The organism is Fictibacillus enclensis (assembly GCF_001457035.1).
GTDB classification, from domain to species: Bacteria; Bacillota; Bacilli; order Bacillales; family Fictibacillaceae; genus Fictibacillus_C; species Fictibacillus_C enclensis.
This window is the reverse complement of sequence record NZ_KQ758618.1, coordinates 502,767-520,354: the sequence shown is the minus strand read 5'-3', so window position 1 is coordinate 520,354 and position 17,588 is coordinate 502,767. Positions and strand designations below refer to the sequence as shown.

General features: G+C 43.8%; 22 protein-coding genes. 9 read left to right on the top strand and 13 right to left on the bottom strand.

What is annotated here, in order from left to right:
• Nucleotides 1-66: 66 nt before the first annotated feature.
• The 3 genes from AS030_RS13070 to AS030_RS13060 form a co-directional block, all read right to left on the bottom strand.
• Nucleotides 67-1,107, bottom strand: a complete 1,041-nt coding sequence (locus tag AS030_RS13070; protein ID WP_061972321.1) for a LacI family DNA-binding transcriptional regulator — start codon at nucleotides 1,105-1,107, stop codon at nucleotides 67-69.
• An 88-nt stretch (nucleotides 1,108-1,195) separates the two neighbouring features.
• Complete coding sequence (locus AS030_RS13065; protein WP_176716398.1) at nucleotides 1,196-1,984, bottom strand: putative hydro-lyase; 789 nt, start codon at nucleotides 1,982-1,984, stop codon at nucleotides 1,196-1,198.
• Nucleotides 1,985-2,104: 120 nt separating this feature from the next.
• Nucleotides 2,105-3,277: a glycosyl hydrolase family 18 protein gene (locus tag AS030_RS13060; RefSeq protein ID WP_061972319.1), complete on the bottom strand. Its 1,173-nt coding sequence runs from the start codon at nucleotides 3,275-3,277 to the stop codon at nucleotides 2,105-2,107.
• Nucleotides 3,278-3,437: 160 nt separating this feature from the next.
• Here AS030_RS13060 and AS030_RS13055 point away from each other — a divergent pair, with 160 nt between their 5' ends.
• Entirely contained in the window at nucleotides 3,438-4,340 is a 903-nt protein-coding gene (locus tag AS030_RS13055) for a DMT family transporter (RefSeq protein ID WP_061972318.1), read from the top strand.
• 50 nt (nucleotides 4,341-4,390) lie between these two features.
• On the opposite strand, the gene AS030_RS13050 is transcribed toward AS030_RS13055, so the two are convergent.
• On the bottom strand, nucleotides 4,391-4,711 hold the full coding sequence (locus AS030_RS13050; protein WP_061972317.1) for a c-type cytochrome: 321 nt from the start codon (nucleotides 4,709-4,711) through the stop codon (nucleotides 4,391-4,393).
• Nucleotides 4,712-4,859: 148 nt separating this feature from the next.
• Between AS030_RS13050 and AS030_RS13045 the strand changes: the two genes are divergently transcribed.
• Nucleotides 4,860-5,828 (top strand): quinone oxidoreductase family protein, encoded by a 969-nt coding sequence (locus AS030_RS13045; protein WP_061972316.1) that lies wholly within the window; start codon nucleotides 4,860-4,862, stop codon nucleotides 5,826-5,828.
• 44 nt (nucleotides 5,829-5,872) lie between these two features.
• Here AS030_RS13045 and AS030_RS13040 read toward each other — a convergent pair whose 3' ends face one another.
• Complete coding sequence (locus tag AS030_RS13040; RefSeq protein ID WP_061972315.1) at nucleotides 5,873-6,337, bottom strand: hypothetical protein; 465 nt, start codon at nucleotides 6,335-6,337, stop codon at nucleotides 5,873-5,875.
• Nucleotides 6,338-6,530: 193 nt separating this feature from the next.
• Between AS030_RS13040 and AS030_RS13035 the strand changes: the two genes are divergently transcribed.
• The 3 genes from AS030_RS13035 (at nucleotide 6,531) to AS030_RS23660 (ending at nucleotide 7,327) form a co-directional block, all read left to right on the top strand.
• Nucleotides 6,531-6,737, top strand: a complete 207-nt coding sequence (locus AS030_RS13035) for a hypothetical protein (protein WP_061972314.1) — start codon at nucleotides 6,531-6,533, stop codon at nucleotides 6,735-6,737.
• A 96-nt stretch (nucleotides 6,738-6,833) separates the two neighbouring features.
• The gene (locus AS030_RS13030; protein ID WP_061972313.1) at nucleotides 6,834-7,013 is read left to right on the top strand and encodes a hypothetical protein; all 180 of its coding nucleotides are present in this window, start codon (nucleotides 6,834-6,836) and stop codon (nucleotides 7,011-7,013) included.
• Nucleotides 7,014-7,183: 170 nt separating this feature from the next.
• Complete coding sequence (locus AS030_RS23660; protein ID WP_156412579.1) at nucleotides 7,184-7,327, top strand: hypothetical protein; 144 nt, start codon at nucleotides 7,184-7,186, stop codon at nucleotides 7,325-7,327.
• Nucleotides 7,328-7,374: 47 nt separating this feature from the next.
• On the opposite strand, the gene AS030_RS13025 is transcribed toward AS030_RS23660, so the two are convergent.
• Both AS030_RS13025 and AS030_RS13020 read right to left on the bottom strand, forming a co-directional pair.
• Nucleotides 7,375-8,352, bottom strand: a complete 978-nt coding sequence (locus AS030_RS13025; RefSeq protein WP_061972312.1) for a polysaccharide deacetylase family protein — start codon at nucleotides 8,350-8,352, stop codon at nucleotides 7,375-7,377.
• 131 nt (nucleotides 8,353-8,483) lie between these two features.
• The gene (locus tag AS030_RS13020; RefSeq protein ID WP_061972979.1) at nucleotides 8,484-8,732 is read right to left on the bottom strand and encodes an atypical membrane-integrating protein (Mistic protein); all 249 of its coding nucleotides are present in this window, start codon (nucleotides 8,730-8,732) and stop codon (nucleotides 8,484-8,486) included.
• A 144-nt stretch (nucleotides 8,733-8,876) separates the two neighbouring features.
• Here AS030_RS13020 and AS030_RS23085 point away from each other — a divergent pair, with 144 nt between their 5' ends.
• Nucleotides 8,877-9,104: a CotD family spore coat protein gene (locus AS030_RS23085; protein ID WP_074440555.1), complete on the top strand. Its 228-nt coding sequence runs from the start codon at nucleotides 8,877-8,879 to the stop codon at nucleotides 9,102-9,104.
• Nucleotides 9,105-9,293: 189 nt separating this feature from the next.
• Nucleotides 9,294-10,139: a YitT family protein gene (locus AS030_RS13015; protein WP_061972311.1), complete on the top strand. Its 846-nt coding sequence runs from the start codon at nucleotides 9,294-9,296 to the stop codon at nucleotides 10,137-10,139.
• Nucleotides 10,140-10,195: 56 nt separating this feature from the next.
• On the opposite strand, the gene AS030_RS13010 is transcribed toward AS030_RS13015, so the two are convergent.
• The 6 genes from AS030_RS13010 to AS030_RS12985 form a co-directional block, all read right to left on the bottom strand.
• Nucleotides 10,196-11,062 carry a Cof-type HAD-IIB family hydrolase gene (locus tag AS030_RS13010; RefSeq protein ID WP_061972310.1) on the bottom strand — a complete coding sequence of 289 codons (867 nt, stop codon included), beginning with the start codon at nucleotides 11,060-11,062 and terminating at the stop codon, nucleotides 10,196-10,198.
• A gap of 13 nt (nucleotides 11,063-11,075) precedes the next feature.
• Nucleotides 11,076-11,831, bottom strand: coding sequence for a DeoR/GlpR family DNA-binding transcription regulator (locus AS030_RS13005; protein ID WP_061972309.1), 756 nt, complete (start codon nucleotides 11,829-11,831; stop codon nucleotides 11,076-11,078).
• Between the two features lie 130 nt (nucleotides 11,832-11,961).
• A complete protein-coding gene (locus AS030_RS13000; RefSeq protein WP_061972308.1) occupies nucleotides 11,962-12,501 on the bottom strand; it encodes a flavodoxin family protein in 540 nt (179 codons plus the stop codon).
• A gap of 74 nt (nucleotides 12,502-12,575) precedes the next feature.
• Nucleotides 12,576-12,875 carry a hypothetical protein gene (locus AS030_RS12995; RefSeq protein WP_061972307.1) on the bottom strand — a complete coding sequence of 100 codons (300 nt, stop codon included), beginning with the start codon at nucleotides 12,873-12,875 and terminating at the stop codon, nucleotides 12,576-12,578.
• A gap of 125 nt (nucleotides 12,876-13,000) precedes the next feature.
• A complete protein-coding gene (locus tag AS030_RS12990) occupies nucleotides 13,001-13,417 on the bottom strand; it encodes a MerR family transcriptional regulator (RefSeq protein ID WP_141687084.1) in 417 nt (138 codons plus the stop codon).
• A gap of 118 nt (nucleotides 13,418-13,535) precedes the next feature.
• Complete coding sequence (locus AS030_RS12985; protein ID WP_061972306.1) at nucleotides 13,536-15,209, bottom strand: serine hydrolase domain-containing protein; 1,674 nt, start codon at nucleotides 15,207-15,209, stop codon at nucleotides 13,536-13,538.
• A gap of 280 nt (nucleotides 15,210-15,489) precedes the next feature.
• On the opposite strand from AS030_RS12985, the gene AS030_RS12980 reads away from it, so the two are divergent.
• Both AS030_RS12980 and AS030_RS12975 read left to right on the top strand, forming a co-directional pair.
• Nucleotides 15,490-15,900 carry a hypothetical protein gene (locus AS030_RS12980; protein WP_061972305.1) on the top strand — a complete coding sequence of 137 codons (411 nt, stop codon included), beginning with the start codon at nucleotides 15,490-15,492 and terminating at the stop codon, nucleotides 15,898-15,900.
• A 9-nt stretch (nucleotides 15,901-15,909) separates the two neighbouring features.
• On the top strand, nucleotides 15,910-17,556 hold the full coding sequence (locus AS030_RS12975) for an anti-sigma-I factor RsgI family protein (protein WP_141687083.1): 1,647 nt from the start codon (nucleotides 15,910-15,912) through the stop codon (nucleotides 17,554-17,556).
• Nucleotides 17,557-17,588: the final 32 nt, after the last annotated feature.

The following is a 17,588-nucleotide window of genomic DNA, read 5'->3' as shown; positions in this document are numbered from 1 at the left end:
ATTCCAAGATCCGAAACGTTTTCGGTTTTTCTTAAATTAAAACCAACAATCGTTTTATCAAAACGATCAAGTCGTTTTCGTTGAAAACGACCTTGTCGGTTTTAATTTGGTTGATTCACGTTTGACTAATGAGGTTTTCAGCACTTTTTTGTGCGTTCCTTCTTTTCCCTCTAGCATATCAATCAGCAAAATGGCTGATTCAAAGCCGATCTGGTATCGGTCCTGAGCAATGGTTGTCAGGGTGGGTGATGAATAGGATGCTAGCATGATGTTATCAAAGCCGGCCACGGAGAGATCGTCAGGAATTCTTTTGCCCATACGGCGTGCTGCCTTCATCGCACCGAGCGCCATGAGGTCACTTGCACAAAAAACAGCCGTAATCTCCGGATGTGCATGGAGCAGCTTTTCAGCTTGCACTTCCGCCTCAGATTCCAAAAATGAACCATTAACCACGTATTGCTCCTGATAGTCGATCTTCGCTTGATCCAGTGCTTCCTGATATCCCTGAAGGCGCTGTTTGCTGACAAAGGCTTGCTCGTGCCCATTGATCATGCCGATCTGCCGATGCCCAAGCTCGATGAGATGATCCACCGCCATCTTTGCCCCTTGTTTGTTGTTGGTCGTAACATAACCCACACTGTCGCTTTCGATGGGAATATCGACAAGAACACAGGGAATGTCGCTTTCCACAACTTCTTTTAAATAAGGGTCATCCGTTTTAATCCCCTGCAGGATTACACCGTCAACTTTCCGCTCCTGACAAAGCTGATTGTACGTTTTTTGCTGCTGCTGCTCTGAATTGGTGCTGAAGAGAATAAGATCATATCCCTTCTCTCCCGCACAGTCATTGATTCCGCAAAGCACTTCATACGTAAAATTATCCTTGCTGCCTTCGATCCGCATCCCTGAAACAAGCAAACCAATCGTTTTTGTTTTTTTCATGACCAGGCTTCGGGCCAGCAAATTCGGGCTGTACTGAAGTTCCCGGGCCACAGCTTTAATTTTTTCTCTTGTTTTCTCATTCACATCAGAGTATCCGTTTAATGCCCTTGAAACTGTGGTAACAGAGACTCCGGCATGTTTTGCAATATCTTTGATTGTCGCCACATTCAATCCTCCAAAACGTTTCGGAACGTAATGCTTATACTATACTCTTCTGGGAAGGCGCTTTCAACCCCTTTTTTCGTTCGTTTCCCTAAAGTACCCCGAACTCTTCATCCGTCCAATCCGTGATAAACATATGTCCGGGTGAATGGGTAATCACGAGTTTGGGCTTAACGTTCATTACGACTGCCTGAGGAGTTACGCCACAAGCCCAAAAAACAGGTACTTCTCCCTCTTTGATGGTTACTGCATCGCCAAAATCCGGTGTATCAATAGACTCGATCCCAATTGAACGGGGATCACCAATGTGTACAGGCGCTCCGTGCACCGATGGAAATCTGGAGGTCACCTGTACGGCACGTACCACATCTTTTTCGGGAATGGGACGCATGCTCACAACCATCGGACCTTCAAAACGTCCGGCTTTTGTACAGCTTATTGATGTTTTGTACATAGGTACATTGCGGTTCTCTTCGATATGCCTTACAGGAATTTTATTTTGCATAAGAGCTTGTTCAAATGAAAAGCTGCAGCCAATGAGAAAACCCGTCATATCATCCGTCCAGTATGAATGAATATCCTGTACTTCATCGGTAAGGATGCCATTGCGGTATATCCGGTAGCTTGGCAGATCACTTCGCAGATCTGCTGAAGGAGCAGCAAGTGCAGGAACTGAGCAGCCTGGCTCAGTTACATCCAAAACCGGACAAGACTTGGGGTTGCGCTGGCAGAACAATAAAAACTCGAACGCAAGATCCTTGGGAAGGATGACCAGGTTCGCCTGTGTATAGCCGTTGCACATACCCGCGGTAGGACCGTTCCATTGATTTTTCCGGATCATTTTACGTGCTTCTTCGGGGTGGATCAGACTGTTGTTCAGCAAGCTGTTTCCTCCTCATTTTTTTATTCTTCACAAATATTCTAACACTTTTCTCGTTTTGTGCATGTCAGGATAAAAAAGAGACCTTCATGGCCACATGCCATAAAAGTCTCCTTTTTGTTATTTCGCTTTTCTTACATTGAACTGGTCTTCAAGCATGCTCCAGTTTTGCGGGAACGGCTCGCCGAGTACCCAATACGCGATGCCGCGAAGATTATAGTACTTGACTTGATTGAATTTCGCTTGTGCACTTTCTTCATTCTCAAACCAGACAACGTGTTTCTTGCCATGATCATCACTGTAGTTGAAGTACGGAGAGTGTGATTTATTGTCATATTTAATTTCAGCGCCTTCTTTAATCGCCAGTTCGGTTGCTTCCTGTGGCGCAATGCGCTTGGCAAAAGGATTTCCTTTTTTATAGGGCAGAATCCAGTCATACCCGTACAACGGCGCACCCATTACAATTTTTTTGCGCGGAATCACAGATACCGCATAGTCGATGACGTTGCGCACTTGAGGAACAGGTGAAACAGCCATCGGAGGACCGCCGGACCATCCCCACTCATACGTCATGAGAATAACAAAATCAGCAAGCTCTCCATGTCGTTTGTAATCATGGGCGCCATGCCACGGGCCCGATTGCTCATCGCTCGTTTTGGGGGCAAGAGCAGTAGATGTAATGAATCCTTCTTTTTTCACTTTTGGTAAAATCGTTTCAAGGAATCCATTATAAAGATCCCGGTCTTTTGCACGAATATGTTCAAAATCAATATTTAATGCTTTGTAGCCTTTTGCTTTCATGGTCTTGATCACATTATTGATCAGACGATTGGATACGGTTTTATCCGTAAAAATGGTATGTGCCACCTCAGGAGAAAAGTTCCCCTCCGTAAAGTTTGTAAGAACGAGCATCGGGACTGCACCCTGTTTTCTGGCTGCTGCGAGCCCCTGATCATCTTTAATGCCGATCAACGTACCATCCGGTTTTACACGATAGCTGAAAAAAGCAACATACGATAAATGCCGGCCTACATCCTTTACTTCTTTTACAGCCGCCTGGGGATCAACCGGCTCTAAAAACCCAATCGACGTAATTTTGGTTTTCTTATGTTTGGTCTGAGACGGTGTTACTTCCTTCTGTTTGCTGCCATTATACTTTACCTGCTGCAGTCTCGGATGCTCGCTGCCATTTTTCCCGGCATCTGCTGTTCCTTCCTGCTGTCCTTTTACATTTCCGCAACCGGAGAGTACAAGGGAAAACGTGAATAGTAGTGCAAAAATAGTTCTCAACATTCGGTCCCTCCTTTTTTCCTTATGTTTCCTTGCCCCTCATCCCGTTATACAGGAGAGAAACGAGCAAAATTTGGAAGACAAGGCCCCGCGTTTGAGAACTTGTTGATTGTAAGATACGCTAGGAGAGTCTGGAATCTGAACGCTATGGAGGTGTATTTGCTTGAAATGGCCTTATCTTTGGATTGCCGGGGGAGCAGCCTTGTGGGGAACGATCGGCATCTTTATCAAAGAACTATCTTCTATGGGATTCACTCCGATCCAAATTGTTGTTTTACGCGCTTTGAGCGCTGCAGTTTCCTTTTTGATCCTTACTTTCTTTCTAAACCGGTCACTTCTTAAAATACACATCAGGGACAGCTATTATTTTATCGGTACCGGGCTGCTCAGCATCGCCTTTTTCAATTGGTGTTATTTCAAAACCATGAATGAAGTATCTCTGTCGGTTGCGGCCGTTCTGCTGTATACAGCGCCCGCCTTTGTCCTGATTTTATCGAGGATTTTCTTCCGTGATCTTATTACAAAAAAGAAAGTGGCCGCCCTTTTGGTCACATTTCTCGGGTGTGTGTTTGTCGTGGGCTATTTGCCAGCCTCTAACGGTGGTATAACGTGGACCGGATTGCTCACGGGGCTGGGATCAGGATTGGGCTACTCGTTATACAGCATTTTCGGTAAGGCAGCCTCCGCCAAATACAAAACGTTAACCATCACGACGTATACGTTTGTTTTTGCCGGGTGCGCTCTCTTTCCGATCAGCGGATTATCTCATTCTGCTCACCTTTTTGAAGACATGAAAGTCTGGCTTTATATCATTGGATTGGGTATAGTCCCCACTGTGCTTGCTTATATTTTATATACGGTTGGATTACGCCAGGTAGAGCCCAGCAAGGCAGCGATTGTCGCAACGGTTGAGCCGGTGGTAGCGACTCTGGCCGGTTTTTTTCTTTTTCACGAAAAGCTTACACTTTGGCAATGTGCAGGAATCCTGCTCATTATCTTTTCTGCTGTCCTCGTCCAGGACAAACAAAAGAAGACTCACCTCAACAAAGGGGCTTCACTTACTTAGCGCTCATCAAAAAAGAGGCCCTATTCATAAAACAGGTGCCTCTTTTCCACTTATTTTTTACTGGCCAGCCATACAGCCACATTCTCTGCTTCATCACCATTAATCAAACCGGCAGGCATGCCGCCTCCGCCATTTTTAATTTGCTTTAAAATTTCATCTTTACTGTGCTCTTTTCCAATCTCTTTTAAAGCAGGTCCTGTTCCGCCTTCCAAGTTGTTTCCGTGGCAGCTTGCACAATTTTGCTTAAAAGACTTTTCTGCCGCAGCGGAATCTACCGTGCCTCCGCCCTTTCCACCTCCGCTGTCGCCTCCAGAAGAACATCCTGCAAGCAGAAAGACCATACCCGTTGCCATTACAATATTTTTTAGCATTATAAAATGCCTCCCATCCAAGATATAAACCGTTTCCACAACGATTAAACCATTAAACCTTTTTCTGATTTAATCACCTTTCTAGTGAAATCGATTCATTTTGTATACAATGAATGAGGATACGACATTTGAAGTAAGGAGCATAAAAATGAAAGCACTGACCTTCCATACATTTGGAGGACCTGAAGTCCTTCAGTATCAGGATGTTCCAACTCCGGAACTGAATGCGAATGAAATTTTGGTTGAAATGAAGGCTATTGGACTTAATTTTGCCGACATTTACCGAAGAAAAGGAAACTATCACTTACTGGGGAATCCTCCCTATATTGCAGGCTATGAAGGAGCTGGAGTGGTAAAAAGCGTGGGTTCTTCCGTACAGAATGTGAAAGAAGGCGACCGTGTCGCATTTGCGGATGTTCCATATGCCAATGCTGAATACGTTGCCGTGCCCGAGGATCATCTTATCCCCTTGCCAGAGAAAATATCCTTTGAAACTGCTGCTTCCATCCTTTTGCAAGGCTTGACTGCACAGTTTTTAACAAGGGACAGTTATGCAGTTGGGCAAGGAACCCTTCTTGCCCTTCATGCGGCAGCAGGCGGTGTGGGCCAGCTTCTGATCCAGATTTCCAAAGCGCTCGGAGCAGAAGTCATCGGGCTTGCCTCATCAGAGTCAAAAAAGGAAGCCGCACTCGCTGCAGGTGCTGATCATGTTTTCCTTTATAATGAAGATTGGGTCAATAAAGTAAAACAAGCTTCATCAGGCCTCCAAGGTGTCGATGTGATTTATGATTCTGTCGGGAGCACATTGATGGATAGCTTTGAAGCGGTGAGAACCGGTGGTACTGTTGTTTTTTATGGAATGGCTGGCGGTGACCCTTCTCCGGTAGATCCCCGCATGCTGATGGATACATCGAAAACATTAACCGGAGGCGATCTTTGGAATGTTATTACCTCCCATTGGGAGCGTGTATCACGGTCCCAGGAGCTTTTTGACCTGATTCTGTCCGGTGCGGTAAAAGTACCCGAAATGACCTACTATCCACTTGAACAGGGAGCAGAAGCTCATCGTTTTTTGGAAAGTAGAAAAAGTACCGGAAAGATTTTACTTATTCCTTAAACAAAAAAGCGGATGGACCCGCATCGGATCCATCCGTTTTTCTATTAACTCATTAATAATCGTAAAGCCTTTAACCGCTCGTCCGTCATGTTAATCAAAAGCTGGTTGTTTAATGTTTCAGCCATCTTGTATGTTAAGTTCAAAAAAGCCTCCAGTCCTGCTTTGTACCCTTTATGAAACGCGAGCTCATCACACTTTTTCTCAGAATACAAATCAATATTCCCCTCTGTTACTGGAAATTCCGCATGGCCGATTTCGTGCCAGATAATGGCTTCTTTCATTTCCTGATCTTCACAAAAATAAGAATAATCATATACAACAATGAACCGGTCAAAAGCCGGATCCAATGAATGATAACATAGCGTTAATATCCGGTTATCAATGTTCCAAAGCTGAAGCCAATCTTCCTTTTCAAGGCCAAAGGTTCTCATAATTTCCTGCTTGTCCTCTATAATGGCAATCCGCTCACGATAGATTGCTTGATCCAGTACCTCGCCCAAACAAATCATCAGAATTCCCCTTCCCTTGCCACGTCTGAATTTTTTACTATGATATGTTGGCTGGTATCATTCTATTCACTATCAAAGAGCTTTCCTGAGCCTTTTTTTCTCCCAGCAGGATACTTGTCCCTAACTATCAGACAAGAAGGTGAATAGAGTATTTCAAAGGGGTGAAATAATATGTCAAGAAGAAGAAGAAGAAGTGATTCCTCAAGCAGAAACCGGCGCCGCTCTTCATCAAGCACTGCCCGTTTCGAGTTTGAAATTGAATCATCATCAAGCAGTTCCAGAACTTCCAGCAGCCAGGTGGAAGGGACACAGAATCGACGTCGAAACCGCAATCGTCGTCAGGTTCAGATTGTTCAATGTAATTGCGGCGGTTCTCGACCCTCCAATGAAAATCCGGTGATGGGAGCGATGAATCAACGGCCAACGCAAGTCACTCAAAATTGCAACTGCGGCGGCTCACGACCCACCAATGAATACCCGGTGATGGGAGCAATGAATGAAAGTCCAAACCGGCGGCCAAGCTGCCGACGCTTCTGTGAAAACGTTTGCCGTTCACAATTCGGCAGTCGCCGAAGGCAATGTATCCAGGATTGTCTTGCCTGCCGTGGCAATACAATGGGTGAGATGGATGACAATGATTGCAACTGGAGGTCTCCTGGCCCGCGAGGCGATGTAATGGGTGTACAAAGCGACATGTATGACGGCCATTACTGGGACTCTGATTATTAATTGAATCAACACAAAAATTCCACTGCCCGCTAAAGGCAGTGGGATTTTTTTTGAAAGGATAGTTTCCATCAAACGCGGGCATTCTTTTGGTATAGCTAATTGGAGGTGGATACATAAATGAGAGCATTTGACCTGGCTCACTTAACAAGTGAACAAAAAGCAAAATTGGATGCCATGGAAAAGGAATTGGATGTCGTCCTGATCGCCTGGGATCAAAAAGAACAAAAAAATTCTCAGGAAAGTATGAATTATGATATTTAGCCAAAAAAGCTCTTCCATGGTGGAAGAGCTTTTTAACGAGTAAACCTTTAGGAAGCTGCCTTGGAAACCCGGAAGGTGACAGGCTTCATGGTTCTTTCAATTCTTTTCATCGTATATCCATTTTTCTTTAAATAACCCAGCAGCTGGGGCAGACTTTCGAGCGTTTCTTTCCGTTCATGCATTAAAATGACAATCGGCTCGGTCTGGTGCTCCATTTTTTTTATTTGATGGATTGAATTTGTCACATATTGCGGGCTTCTATAGGACCAGTCCATGCTGTCAATCGTCCAGTCCCAGAGCTCATAGCCTTTGTCTTTGACCGCCTTTTGGTAATCCGGCTTCATGTATGGAGCACTTCCGTATGGCGTTCGGATCAGCGCGGTTCTTTTGCCAGTAATCTTTTGCAGTGCCCGGTTCGCCTGATCCATTTCCTGAACGACGGTTTCCTTCGAGCGATAAATCTTTTTGGCATCATGAGAGACTCCATGCAGCCCCTGACTATGTCCTTCCCGGTCCATCCGTTTCACTTGATCCTGAAACTTCAGCATATTGGGTTCAAGCATAAAGAAGGTTGCTTTCACTTGATACTTCTTGAGCACATCCATTATTCCGTCTGAAACCCTTGAAGGACCATCATCAAAGGTTAAATACACCGTTTTCGCTTGGTTTTGCCCGGCCGGTTTTTTATGTACTGCTGCTGCACCTACGGCTTTTTCCTTGGTCTTTTTTTGTTCTTCCTGAGCTTTTTTAATAGAAACTTTGGAAGTTACTTTCTTTTCTTTGCTGTTTTGTTTCTCCTTTTTTCCCAGCTCAAGGGTTTCTTTTGAAGCTCCCTTCAATTTCGGAACGTATTTCTCCTTATGAATTTTCTCGGTATAATGCTTCTCCTCCGAAGTGGTTGCTTTAATCTTATTGGCATGCCATGAACCAAAAATAAAAACCAGACCAATCACGGCCAAAACCAACAAAACCGCAGCTTCTCTTTTTCCTGCATTTTTTCTTGCTTCCCCTATGTAACCTTTCACTACCATCACCTTATCTTTACAAAACGTTTATACGCTCTAAGTATAACGGATTTTTTGCAAAAAAAGGTAAAAAAATAGGAAATTTTATGAAAAAATTACGAATTTTGTTTACAATCTTTGGTTTCTCTGCATTACTCTTGCTGATCTGGCGGCAAAAAGGACAGCACCTCTTTTACGATGGCATTGATTTTGTCATCTATAAAGGCACTTCCATATTTACTTTTCGCTTTTTCGATTTCCTCCTGAACCTCTTTTTCAAAGTTGATCAGCGGGATGTCATCCTCCGCTTCGTTATAGAGATCAATCATGGCTTCAAGCCCCTCTTGCATGCGATCAATGGCATCACTGTACAGCTTCTTGCTTTTTTTATTTAGCTTCATGTTATCACCTGTTCTCATTATCTCCTTTTTTCCCAGCCTAAATCCTATTTTATAGACAGGTACCCTTACAGATTGTTAGCACTCATCATAAATTAAGAAGTGAAGCAACAGTCAATAATGATGAGAAAAAGGAGAGAATGCATTATGTATTATGGCTATGGCTGCCACTGCCCGCATGTCATTGTTCATCCCACCCAGTGTTGTGTTCAGCAGCATTATCACACGGAAGAGGTTATCCACGTGCATCCTGTACAAATTCAGCATGTGAACCACGTATTATACCAGCATGTTCATGAATATCCTGTTTCCCAATACGAGACTTGTCAGGTTCATCACCAGAACATCTCCTGTGGTGCACCTCCTTGCTGCTAAACCCGGATTTAGCCTGCATGCCAAAAGAGGCCATGCAGGTTTTTTACATAATTCCTTTGAAACTCGCTTCAAGGCATGATATATTGATTTCTGGATTCTTAAGCCATTTATTTTCATTATCATAGACATGCAGCCAACCCTGTGCGGTTGGTTTCTTTGCTTGATTTTTTTATTTAGGGGGGTATTACGATGAACAGCACTGTAAAAGAGTTCACACTCATTATTATTGGATCCTTTTTTTTCGCTCTCGGCGTGAACTGCTTTGCCATACCAAATGAACTTGGAGAAGGCGGGGTCACCGGTGTCTCCATGATTTTATACTATCTTTTCTCCTGGTCGCCCAGTTATACGAACTTCATTATGAATGGGATTTTATTAATCATTGGCTATCGTCTGCTCAATAAGCGGGTAACTCTCTATACGGTTTTTAGCATTGTATTTACTTCTGTATTTCTTCATCTGACCGAAGGGTGGGGCTCACCCGTTAAGGATACAATTCTAGGCACCGTTTTTGCCGGAATCTTTATCGGAATCGGGCTTGGATTGGTGCTTCGTTCTGGAGGAACCACCGGAGGATCCACCATCCTGGCACGGATGGCCAACCAATATTTTGGGTGGAGTATCAGCGGGGCTATGCTTGGCATCGACCTGTTGGTGGTCATGAGCTCTTACTTTGTCATCGGAGCGCAAAATACGATGTACACAGTGATTTCCATTTATATTTCAACCAAAGTTCTTGATTATATTATTGAGGGCTTCGATACACGAAAAGCGGTCACTATCATCTCTCAGCATGCGGAGCAAATTGCCCAAAAGGTGAACAATGATATGGACCGGGGCGTGACTGTTTTTTCTGCCCATGGCAGCTATACGAAGGAATCAAAAGAAATTTTATACGTAGTCATCAATAAACAGGAATTGTTTCAACTAAAAAAGATCGTTCAAAAAATGGATGAAAAAGCGTTTGTGGTCGTCCATGATGTCAGGGATGTCTTCGGTGAAGGGTTTACGTTCCCGAAAACAGAAGCTTCATAAACAAAAAAGGTCTGCCGTTACGCCCAAAAAGGTTACGCCAGCAGGCCTTTTTATTTTTACACCAATGCTTGTTTAAGGACAAACTCCCGAATGGCGTGAGCTACACCGTGTGCATCGTTCTCAAGGGTGGTAAAATGACAGATCTCCTTGATTTCAGGAAGCGCATTTCCCATGGCAATAGCCGTACCCGCAGTCTTCATCATGGGCCAGTCGTTCATATTGTCTCCAATGGCAACTGTGTTCTCTTGCGGAATTCCAAAATGGTCAGCCATACCCAGTATCCCATTGCCTTTGTTTGCTTTTTCATCGTTAATTTCAAGGTTGTGCTGAGCGGAACTCGTTACAGACAGATCCTCAAACTGTTTGGCAAAACGGTAGATTTCTTCCAGCTTCTTCTCGGAGTAGGAGAAAGGCAGGATTTTATTGACGGTGAGGTCTTCTGTCCAGATGGACCGAAATGAATCAATGGAAATCTGACCGAATTGCTTTAAATAACCTTGAGCCGCATCCCACAATTCCTCTGCATTTAATTCCGGATTGGCGGATTTCGCCATATCGATTTCCACCTGAATCCCTTCCTGACCAAAGTCAGGTGTATGGATCCCTTTATTGGTATGAAGATGGTAAAATACCTGAAGTTCCTCCAACTTCGTTAAAATGGAAGCAGCATGTTCCTTTTGAAGCGGATGGTGGTCCACCACTTTTCCGTCAGCATAAAGAACGGCTCCATTCGCACCGATGACCGGACATTCTACTCCCGCTTCCTGAAGCAGATTCAACACGTCTTCCACCGCACGTCCTGTACAAATGGAAACAACATGCCCCATCATCTGAGCTTCTTTTATAGCCTGCGCATTTTCATGACTGATTGAACCTTTTTTGTTCAACAATGTACCATCCAAATCGATTGCAATTAATTTCATAACTTCCTCCTTTTTATAGTACGATGATTTCGATTTCAAACTGTTCCAGCTGCTTTTTCAGCTTTGGTTCCATTTCCTGATCTGTTACTAGGATGTCGATCTTGTTCCACCCGCATACTTTTTGAAAATAGGTTCGATTGAACTTTGATGAATCAGCAAGCAGTATGACCTGGTCTGAGCGGCTGATCATTTCTTTCAGCAAAAACCCTTCTTCTTCAAAAGGAATGGTCAAGCCATCTGAAGAAATGCCGCAGGCTCCCAAAAACAGCTTGTTGACTTTAAAATCTGCGAGATGCTGTATGGTTCTCGATCCATAGATCGAGCGGTGACTGTTATTAAGCAGCCCTCCAAGCAAATGAATGAAAATATCTTCTTTTTTGGATAAAATCCCTGCTATATCTATCGAATTTGTGACAACCACGTTGTCTTTTGTATGAATATTTTCTGCTAAAAATTGAACGGTGGTAGAGGCATCCAACAACAGATGGTCGCCATCCAGAATCAAGCCTGCCGCATATTTACCGATGCGCTTCTTTTCCTCCGAAGCTTTCTGCAGCCGCTCATCATAGTTGGACACATCATGAAAAAGAGTAGGTGATTTTGCCCCGCCGCGCAGACGTACGATTTTCCCCTCTTCCTCCAGTTTCACCAGGTCGCGTCTGGCAGTATCCCGTGAGACATTATTCATGTTGCAGATGGTTTCCATATCGACCCTTTCGTGCTCTTTTAAGTAATGTAGAATAGCTTCCATACGTTCATCCTGATACATGCCTCATTCGCCCCCTTACTTAAGTAAGTATAAGTAATATTAAGCAGTTCTGCAATGAAATATGCATATCTTTACAAAAAATAAGCAAATGTAAGGATAATTCCTCACCTTTGCTTAAATTGGTCTCAATTTATTTTAAAAACAGTTTATTCCAGCGTTTTGCTTCAGCAAGTGCTCTTTCATCTTTTAAAATATCATGTGGTGCATTGGCTGTTCCAATGATGTATTCAGCAAATGAAACACCCATAAAATCACATATGTATTGAAATTGCTGAATTAAAGGCAGTGCTTTTATTCTCGGCTGATCACCGCCGCATGTAATCACATAGGCCGTCTTTTGGCTCATTTCTTTTTTAAAGGCAAAACGGTCATCACGCAAACTCTGGGACCACCGATCCACAAAATTCTTCATAAGGCCGGACATCCCGTAACAGTATACCGGTGTGGAAAAAAGCAGGATATCATGCTCGAGTACAGTATCGATCACATTCTCATAATCATCAGCGACCGGTTCAAAGCCGCCTGCTGCATGTCTTAAGTCATCGATGGGTATGATCTGTTTTTCTTTTAAAATAATCGGTGTATAGTCTACCCCTTTAAGTGCCAGCTCGGTTAACTGCTGTGTGTTTCCGTCCGCTCTCGAACTTCCGATAATTGCCGCAATTTTCATCGTTTCCCCCCTGTTGTCTTACTATGTGAATCCTAACGCATCCTCTGTCTTTTTCCCAACAACCGGCTCTGCAGTTATCGAAAATGTTCCTTTTTTCTAACTTTCTCTTTAAAAGCATGCCATGAATTCTTTGATGCCGAGAAGCTTCCAATTGCTGCATATCCATAAAAAAAGCCCATAAACACACCAGCGATCAAATGATGTCGATGGCTGTACAAAATGGAAAGAAGAAGGCCGAGCAAAAGCGCAACCGAGGGAATTAATGCCTTGGGAACAGGTGTTATCCATTTGATGATTTGTGTCAGCAGGAGAACCAGCGGCACGGCAAGCACTCCATCCCAAAAGTTCGTATGTATGACCGGAAAAACTTCCATGCGTATTCCTCTCTTTTAGCTGGGTTACTCCCAGTATCACCATAATCATGAACTTTTATCATAAAAAAAAGAGGCAAAAACCCGCTGATCATGACAGATACGCGTGGTTTTTTTGCCTCTTTTCATTAAAGGTTCAGCAAGCTGTCGACCTTTTGGATCAAATCCTTCAACTCTCCCTGAAAGGATTTCATCTTCTCCATCTTATGCTGAAGCATCTTCTCCTGCTCTTTTAGCCCTACAGCAATCTCTTCCAATTCCGACTGCTGAATGGTTGTATCTTTCGTCGACTCATATTGATCCTTATGTTCGAGCACCCGTTCTTTAATGCTTAGGAAGTGCTGCAATTCCTGCAAAGAAAAACCGAGTACTTCCTTCGCATCAACCACTCTCTTTAATTGTTTGATGTCTTCATCGGTATACAAACGCACTTGCCCGTCACTTCTCTCCGGAGGCTGAATCAGACTAATCTCTTCATAATAACGGATAGCACGTTTGGTAATTCCCGTAATTTTTGCTGCTTCATCAATTTTAATCCAGTTCACCCGACTCACTCCCTTATTAAAAGTATACCTTTACTATGACGCAAACGTCAAAGGTGTCAGTTTTGAACGGACAATTTAAATAAAAAAAACCGCCACAGAAGCGGCGGCCGTACATTTTTTAATGATTTCGTTTGGTCCACTGGCTGTCGGTGACCTTTTTTGCGATTTCTTTTCCCGATGCATCCTTTGCTTTCACGTCTTTTACATACCAGCCTCGTCCGTTAACACTGGCATCGGTCGTATATAGAAAACGGATAAACTTTGTGCCAGCCGGCAAGGCGGTGGTTTGCTTCTTCCAGCCGTTGCTTTTTCCTGTAAAGGAAGAAGCTGTTTTCTGCCAGTTGACACCATCTGCAGATACTTCAACGGTTCCATTGTCGCTTCCTTTTTCGATCTCAAACCAGGTTTCAAAGCTTACTGTTGAGGCCGGTTTATTTAATTCATAAACCAACGGCCGGGAAACCTTATCACCATATCCCGCAAACCAGGCTTTTTCATGATTAGCCAGAGAAACAGGAATAGCATCTGCCGCAGCACGTGCCACATCGCGGCGAACCGGATTAATTGATGGCATTGTTCGTGTCGGATGTACACGGTTGGTCAATGTTAAAACAACCGTCTGGTTTTTGGGGCTGATGACCATCGTAGTTCCGGTAAATCCGGTATGGCCAAGTGTGGTCGCGTCAGACAGTGCGTCCATGTACCAGCCCTGGTCCAATTCCCAGCCAAGCCCGTGAGAGTCGGAAGGGAATTGAGGAAGCTGATTCTCCTCCAGTAATTTGACGGTTGAAGGTTTTAAAATCCTTGTGTGGCCATACTTTCCATTTTGCAGGAACATGTGGGCGAAGACAGCAAGATCATGAGCCGAAGAAAAAACGCCGGCATGTCCAGCCACTCCATCAAGTGACCATGCGTTTTCATCATGTACTTCTCCCCATACCATGCCCCTGTTAATATAAGGTTCATATTCGGTTGCGGCAATTCTTGGTTTCAAATAGGCCGGAGGGTTATACATTGTATCCCTCATCTTCAACGGGCCGGTTATCACTTCTTTCACATATTCATCCAGACGTTTACCAGAAAGCCGCTCGACCAGCACCCCGAGAGTAATCATGTTCAAGTCACTGTATGTATAGGTAGTGCCGGGCGAATTTTTGAGCGGATAGGTTAAAATAATATGCAGCCGATCTTCCCGGTTTGTTCCCATCTTGTAGACCGGGATAAACGGCTCAAAACCCGATGTATGTGTGAGAAGCTGCCGGATGGTCACTTTTTCTTTTCCGTTTTCCTTAAATTCTGGAATATATTTGTATACAGGGTCATCAAGTTGGAATTTCCCTTGCTCGTACAGCTTCATAGCAGCGGTTGTTGTAAAAATTTTGCTGATAGACGCTAAATCAAATATTGTATCTTTCCTCATGGGAACCGGATGCTCCAACTCCGTATACTGATCGTCCGTATAACGAGAAGCATAACCATAAGCATCCCACTTGGCGATGGATCCTTTTCTTGCGATCAAAACCACCCCGCCGGGAAACATCTTCGTTTCCATCGCTTTATTCATGGTCGTGTCAATACTGTTTAACGCATCCGGATAAAGCCCAGCACTTCTTGGTGTGCCTTTGTGAATAACTGGGGATGAGGAGCCAGGATAATTCCAGTCACCCGGTTTGAAGTAGCTGATCGGACTGCTTTGCTCTTGCTTGCCTTGAGCGAAAACCGGTGTCCCTGCTGACAAAATCATACTCAGACCGACGATGACCGCGCCCGGCTGTTTCCATTTTTTCATCATTACTTCCCTCCGTTTTCAGAAAATTCAATCCTTTATTAAAGAGTAGCAACGATATACTGAAAAAGCCATGGAACGAAGGTCCCGTTCTCATCCTGGTCCTTTCCTATCTTTTGGAAGCTTCCGGTCGGAAAATCTAGTAAACTGTAATCATTACCAAACTTTTTTCCTCCCCATAAATCATCAAAGTATGACTATTGTACCTGTTTTTTTTTAGCTTTCCATACTATAATCTGAGAGTTATTATTTTCTAAATATAGTATAGGAGAAATGGAGGGCGGTTATGATCAGCTGGCTTAAACGGAGAAAAATGAATATTAAGACCCATTCATCACCTGACCTTGCTTCCCGTTCTTCTGCTGCAGCTCATCTGCAAACTAAATCCATTTCACCCGATAAGGAAATCGAACATTACAAAAGCAGACTTTTGCAATTTGGCATTAACATTTACGAGATGCCAAAGTTAACTCCCCAATCGAAGAAAAGCAGACTCGATGCCTACACCATAGCCTCATACATAGCAAACAATACAGAACTTAAATCTCTTTTTCTAACAAAAAAAGGTCTGCCTGCATCCCAGCTTTCAGAAAAGTTTCCAAGCAAGAGCATTAGACGATACACACCTTATATTATCGCTGTTGCTCTCATTATTATTGAAGACTATGAATATCTTAAAGGCTATTTGCCGGAATAGGAGGCCCTTATGATGACAAAAGGAATTGTGGTAGAAGTAAAACGGCACCACATCATCGTTCTATCTGAGGGCGGTGTGTTTCGAAAGTTAAAAAACAATGGACAGCCTTATGCGGTAGGAAGTGATATTCTCCTGCCTAATGAACCGAAACGAAAACCGATGTTCAGCCTTCCAGTATTTAGCTGGAAATCTGCAACCGTGTTTACCTTTGCCATCCTCTTATTATTTTTCCAGCTCGCACCCAACACTGGTCAAGGCGTTTACGCCTACGTTGGCATAGAGATGAACCCAAGCATTGAATTGTCCATCGATGATGACATGCGGGTTCAGCACATAACTGCCTATAATTCGGACGGTAAAAAACTGGTTGCTCTTCTTGAAGATTACCCTGGGCAGCCTCTTGAGAAAGTGACCGAGGACATTTTCAAGATCTGCCGTGCCAAAGGGTTTATCAAACCCGATCAGGAAGTTATTGTTACCACGACTCTGACAAAGGACGTGAGTAAAGAAACACAGCAGAAAATTGAGCAGAAAATTAATTCCTTAATGGAACAACAAGCGTTGGAAAACAAAATAGACATGACTTCATTGATCATTTCCAACAAAGAAAGAAAACGGGCCAAAAAAAGCGGCCTTCCACCTGCGAAATTTGCTATTTTCATGGCGGCAAAAGAAGCAGGAATACCCATTACGCAGAGCGATATCAAGAAAAAAAGCATTCAGGAATTGTCAGATAAGGTTGGCCCGATCAGCGACCTGCTTTCCTCAACGCCTCCTGGAGAATATCAACATGTCTCTGTTTTTGTTCATAACGAACCTTCTTTGGATGACATTGGCCTAACAGTAACCTCATCTACGGTTAATCCGGATCCCGTCCTGATTCTGAAGGATCACGAAGACGTGAAAAGCAGTGAACCAACGGAAACTGCAGTTGATCAAACCGCTCCAGTAAAGAGAGCAGCAGAAGGCAGTATGAGTAATCCAGCATCTGCCGAATTCCCTGCTCCAATGCAGTCCGGACAATCAGAATCTGGCAACAAAAGCACGAAAAATCAGCCGGTTTCTTTTCCGGTTTCTGATGTGGTGAAGGAACCTGCTTCTGAGCCAGTAAAGCAAAGTGCTCCGTCAACAACACAAGCACCCGAAAAGAAAACGGATAAACCAGCAGCGGCCTCTGCCAATGAAGCATCAAAAGGATCTGACGCTGTTATACCTCCTAAAGAAAATGATAAAGAAGAAAAAACTTCTCCTGCTCCTGTTTCGGTTCCAAAAGAAGAAGCGAAACAGGCAAGCCCTGAAGACCGTGAGGAAAGTAAGAATACGGATAAACCTAAAACGGCAGGGGAATGCAACGTAAAACAACCAGCAAAAAGTGAAGCTGTCGAGCCCTCTCGTGATTCAAAAGATATAGCTGTTCAGACAAAAGAACCTCAAGAAGAAAGGATAGTTCCGGTCAGTGAAAAGCAACAAGACACCACTCTTTCAGAGGCATCAAAGGATTCGGACTGTGCCGGGTTTATTCACAATAAACAGCAACCAGCCGTGGTTGACTCCGCTCCTGTTCAGGAAGACTCCCTTCCAGACATGGAACAGGAAAACGAACAGCCCTCAGAGGAAGTCAATACACTTGCAGCAAGTGCAGATGATGCAGCATAAGAAAATCCTGTCTGAACAACATGTTCAGCAGG

Coding starts and splice junctions, on each gene's coding strand:
- AS030_RS13005 (WP_061972309.1), bottom strand. CDS start 11,831: ATGTATCAGGATGAACGTATGGAAGCTATTCTACATTACTTAAAAGAG.
- AS030_RS12985 (WP_061972306.1), bottom strand. CDS start 15,209: ATGATGAAAAAATGGAAACAGCCGGGCGCGGTCATCGTCGGTCTGAGT.
- AS030_RS13020 (WP_061972979.1), bottom strand. CDS start 8,732: ATGAAGCTAAATAAAAAAAGCAAGAAGCTGTACAGTGATGCCATTGAT.
- AS030_RS13015 (WP_061972311.1), top strand. CDS start 9,294: ATGAACAGCACTGTAAAAGAGTTCACACTCATTATTATTGGATCCTTT.
- AS030_RS13010 (WP_061972310.1), bottom strand. CDS start 11,062: ATGAAATTAATTGCAATCGATTTGGATGGTACATTGTTGAACAAAAAA.
- AS030_RS23660 (WP_156412579.1), top strand. CDS start 7,184: ATGAGAGCATTTGACCTGGCTCACTTAACAAGTGAACAAAAAGCAAAA.
- AS030_RS23085 (WP_074440555.1), top strand. CDS start 8,877: ATGTATTATGGCTATGGCTGCCACTGCCCGCATGTCATTGTTCATCCC.
- AS030_RS13050 (WP_061972317.1), bottom strand. CDS start 4,711: ATGCTAAAAAATATTGTAATGGCAACGGGTATGGTCTTTCTGCTTGCA.
- AS030_RS12995 (WP_061972307.1), bottom strand. CDS start 12,875: ATGGAAGTTTTTCCGGTCATACATACGAACTTTTGGGATGGAGTGCTT.
- AS030_RS13045 (WP_061972316.1), top strand. CDS start 4,860: ATGAAAGCACTGACCTTCCATACATTTGGAGGACCTGAAGTCCTTCAG.
- AS030_RS12980 (WP_061972305.1), top strand. CDS start 15,490: ATGATCAGCTGGCTTAAACGGAGAAAAATGAATATTAAGACCCATTCA.
- AS030_RS13030 (WP_061972313.1), top strand. CDS start 6,834: ATGAAAGTCCAAACCGGCGGCCAAGCTGCCGACGCTTCTGTGAAAACG.
- AS030_RS13060 (WP_061972319.1), bottom strand. CDS start 3,277: ATGTTGAGAACTATTTTTGCACTACTATTCACGTTTTCCCTTGTACTC.
- AS030_RS13040 (WP_061972315.1), bottom strand. CDS start 6,337: ATGATTTGTTTGGGCGAGGTACTGGATCAAGCAATCTATCGTGAGCGG.
- AS030_RS13000 (WP_061972308.1), bottom strand. CDS start 12,501: ATGAAAATTGCGGCAATTATCGGAAGTTCGAGAGCGGACGGAAACACA.
- AS030_RS12975 (WP_141687083.1), top strand. CDS start 15,910: ATGATGACAAAAGGAATTGTGGTAGAAGTAAAACGGCACCACATCATC.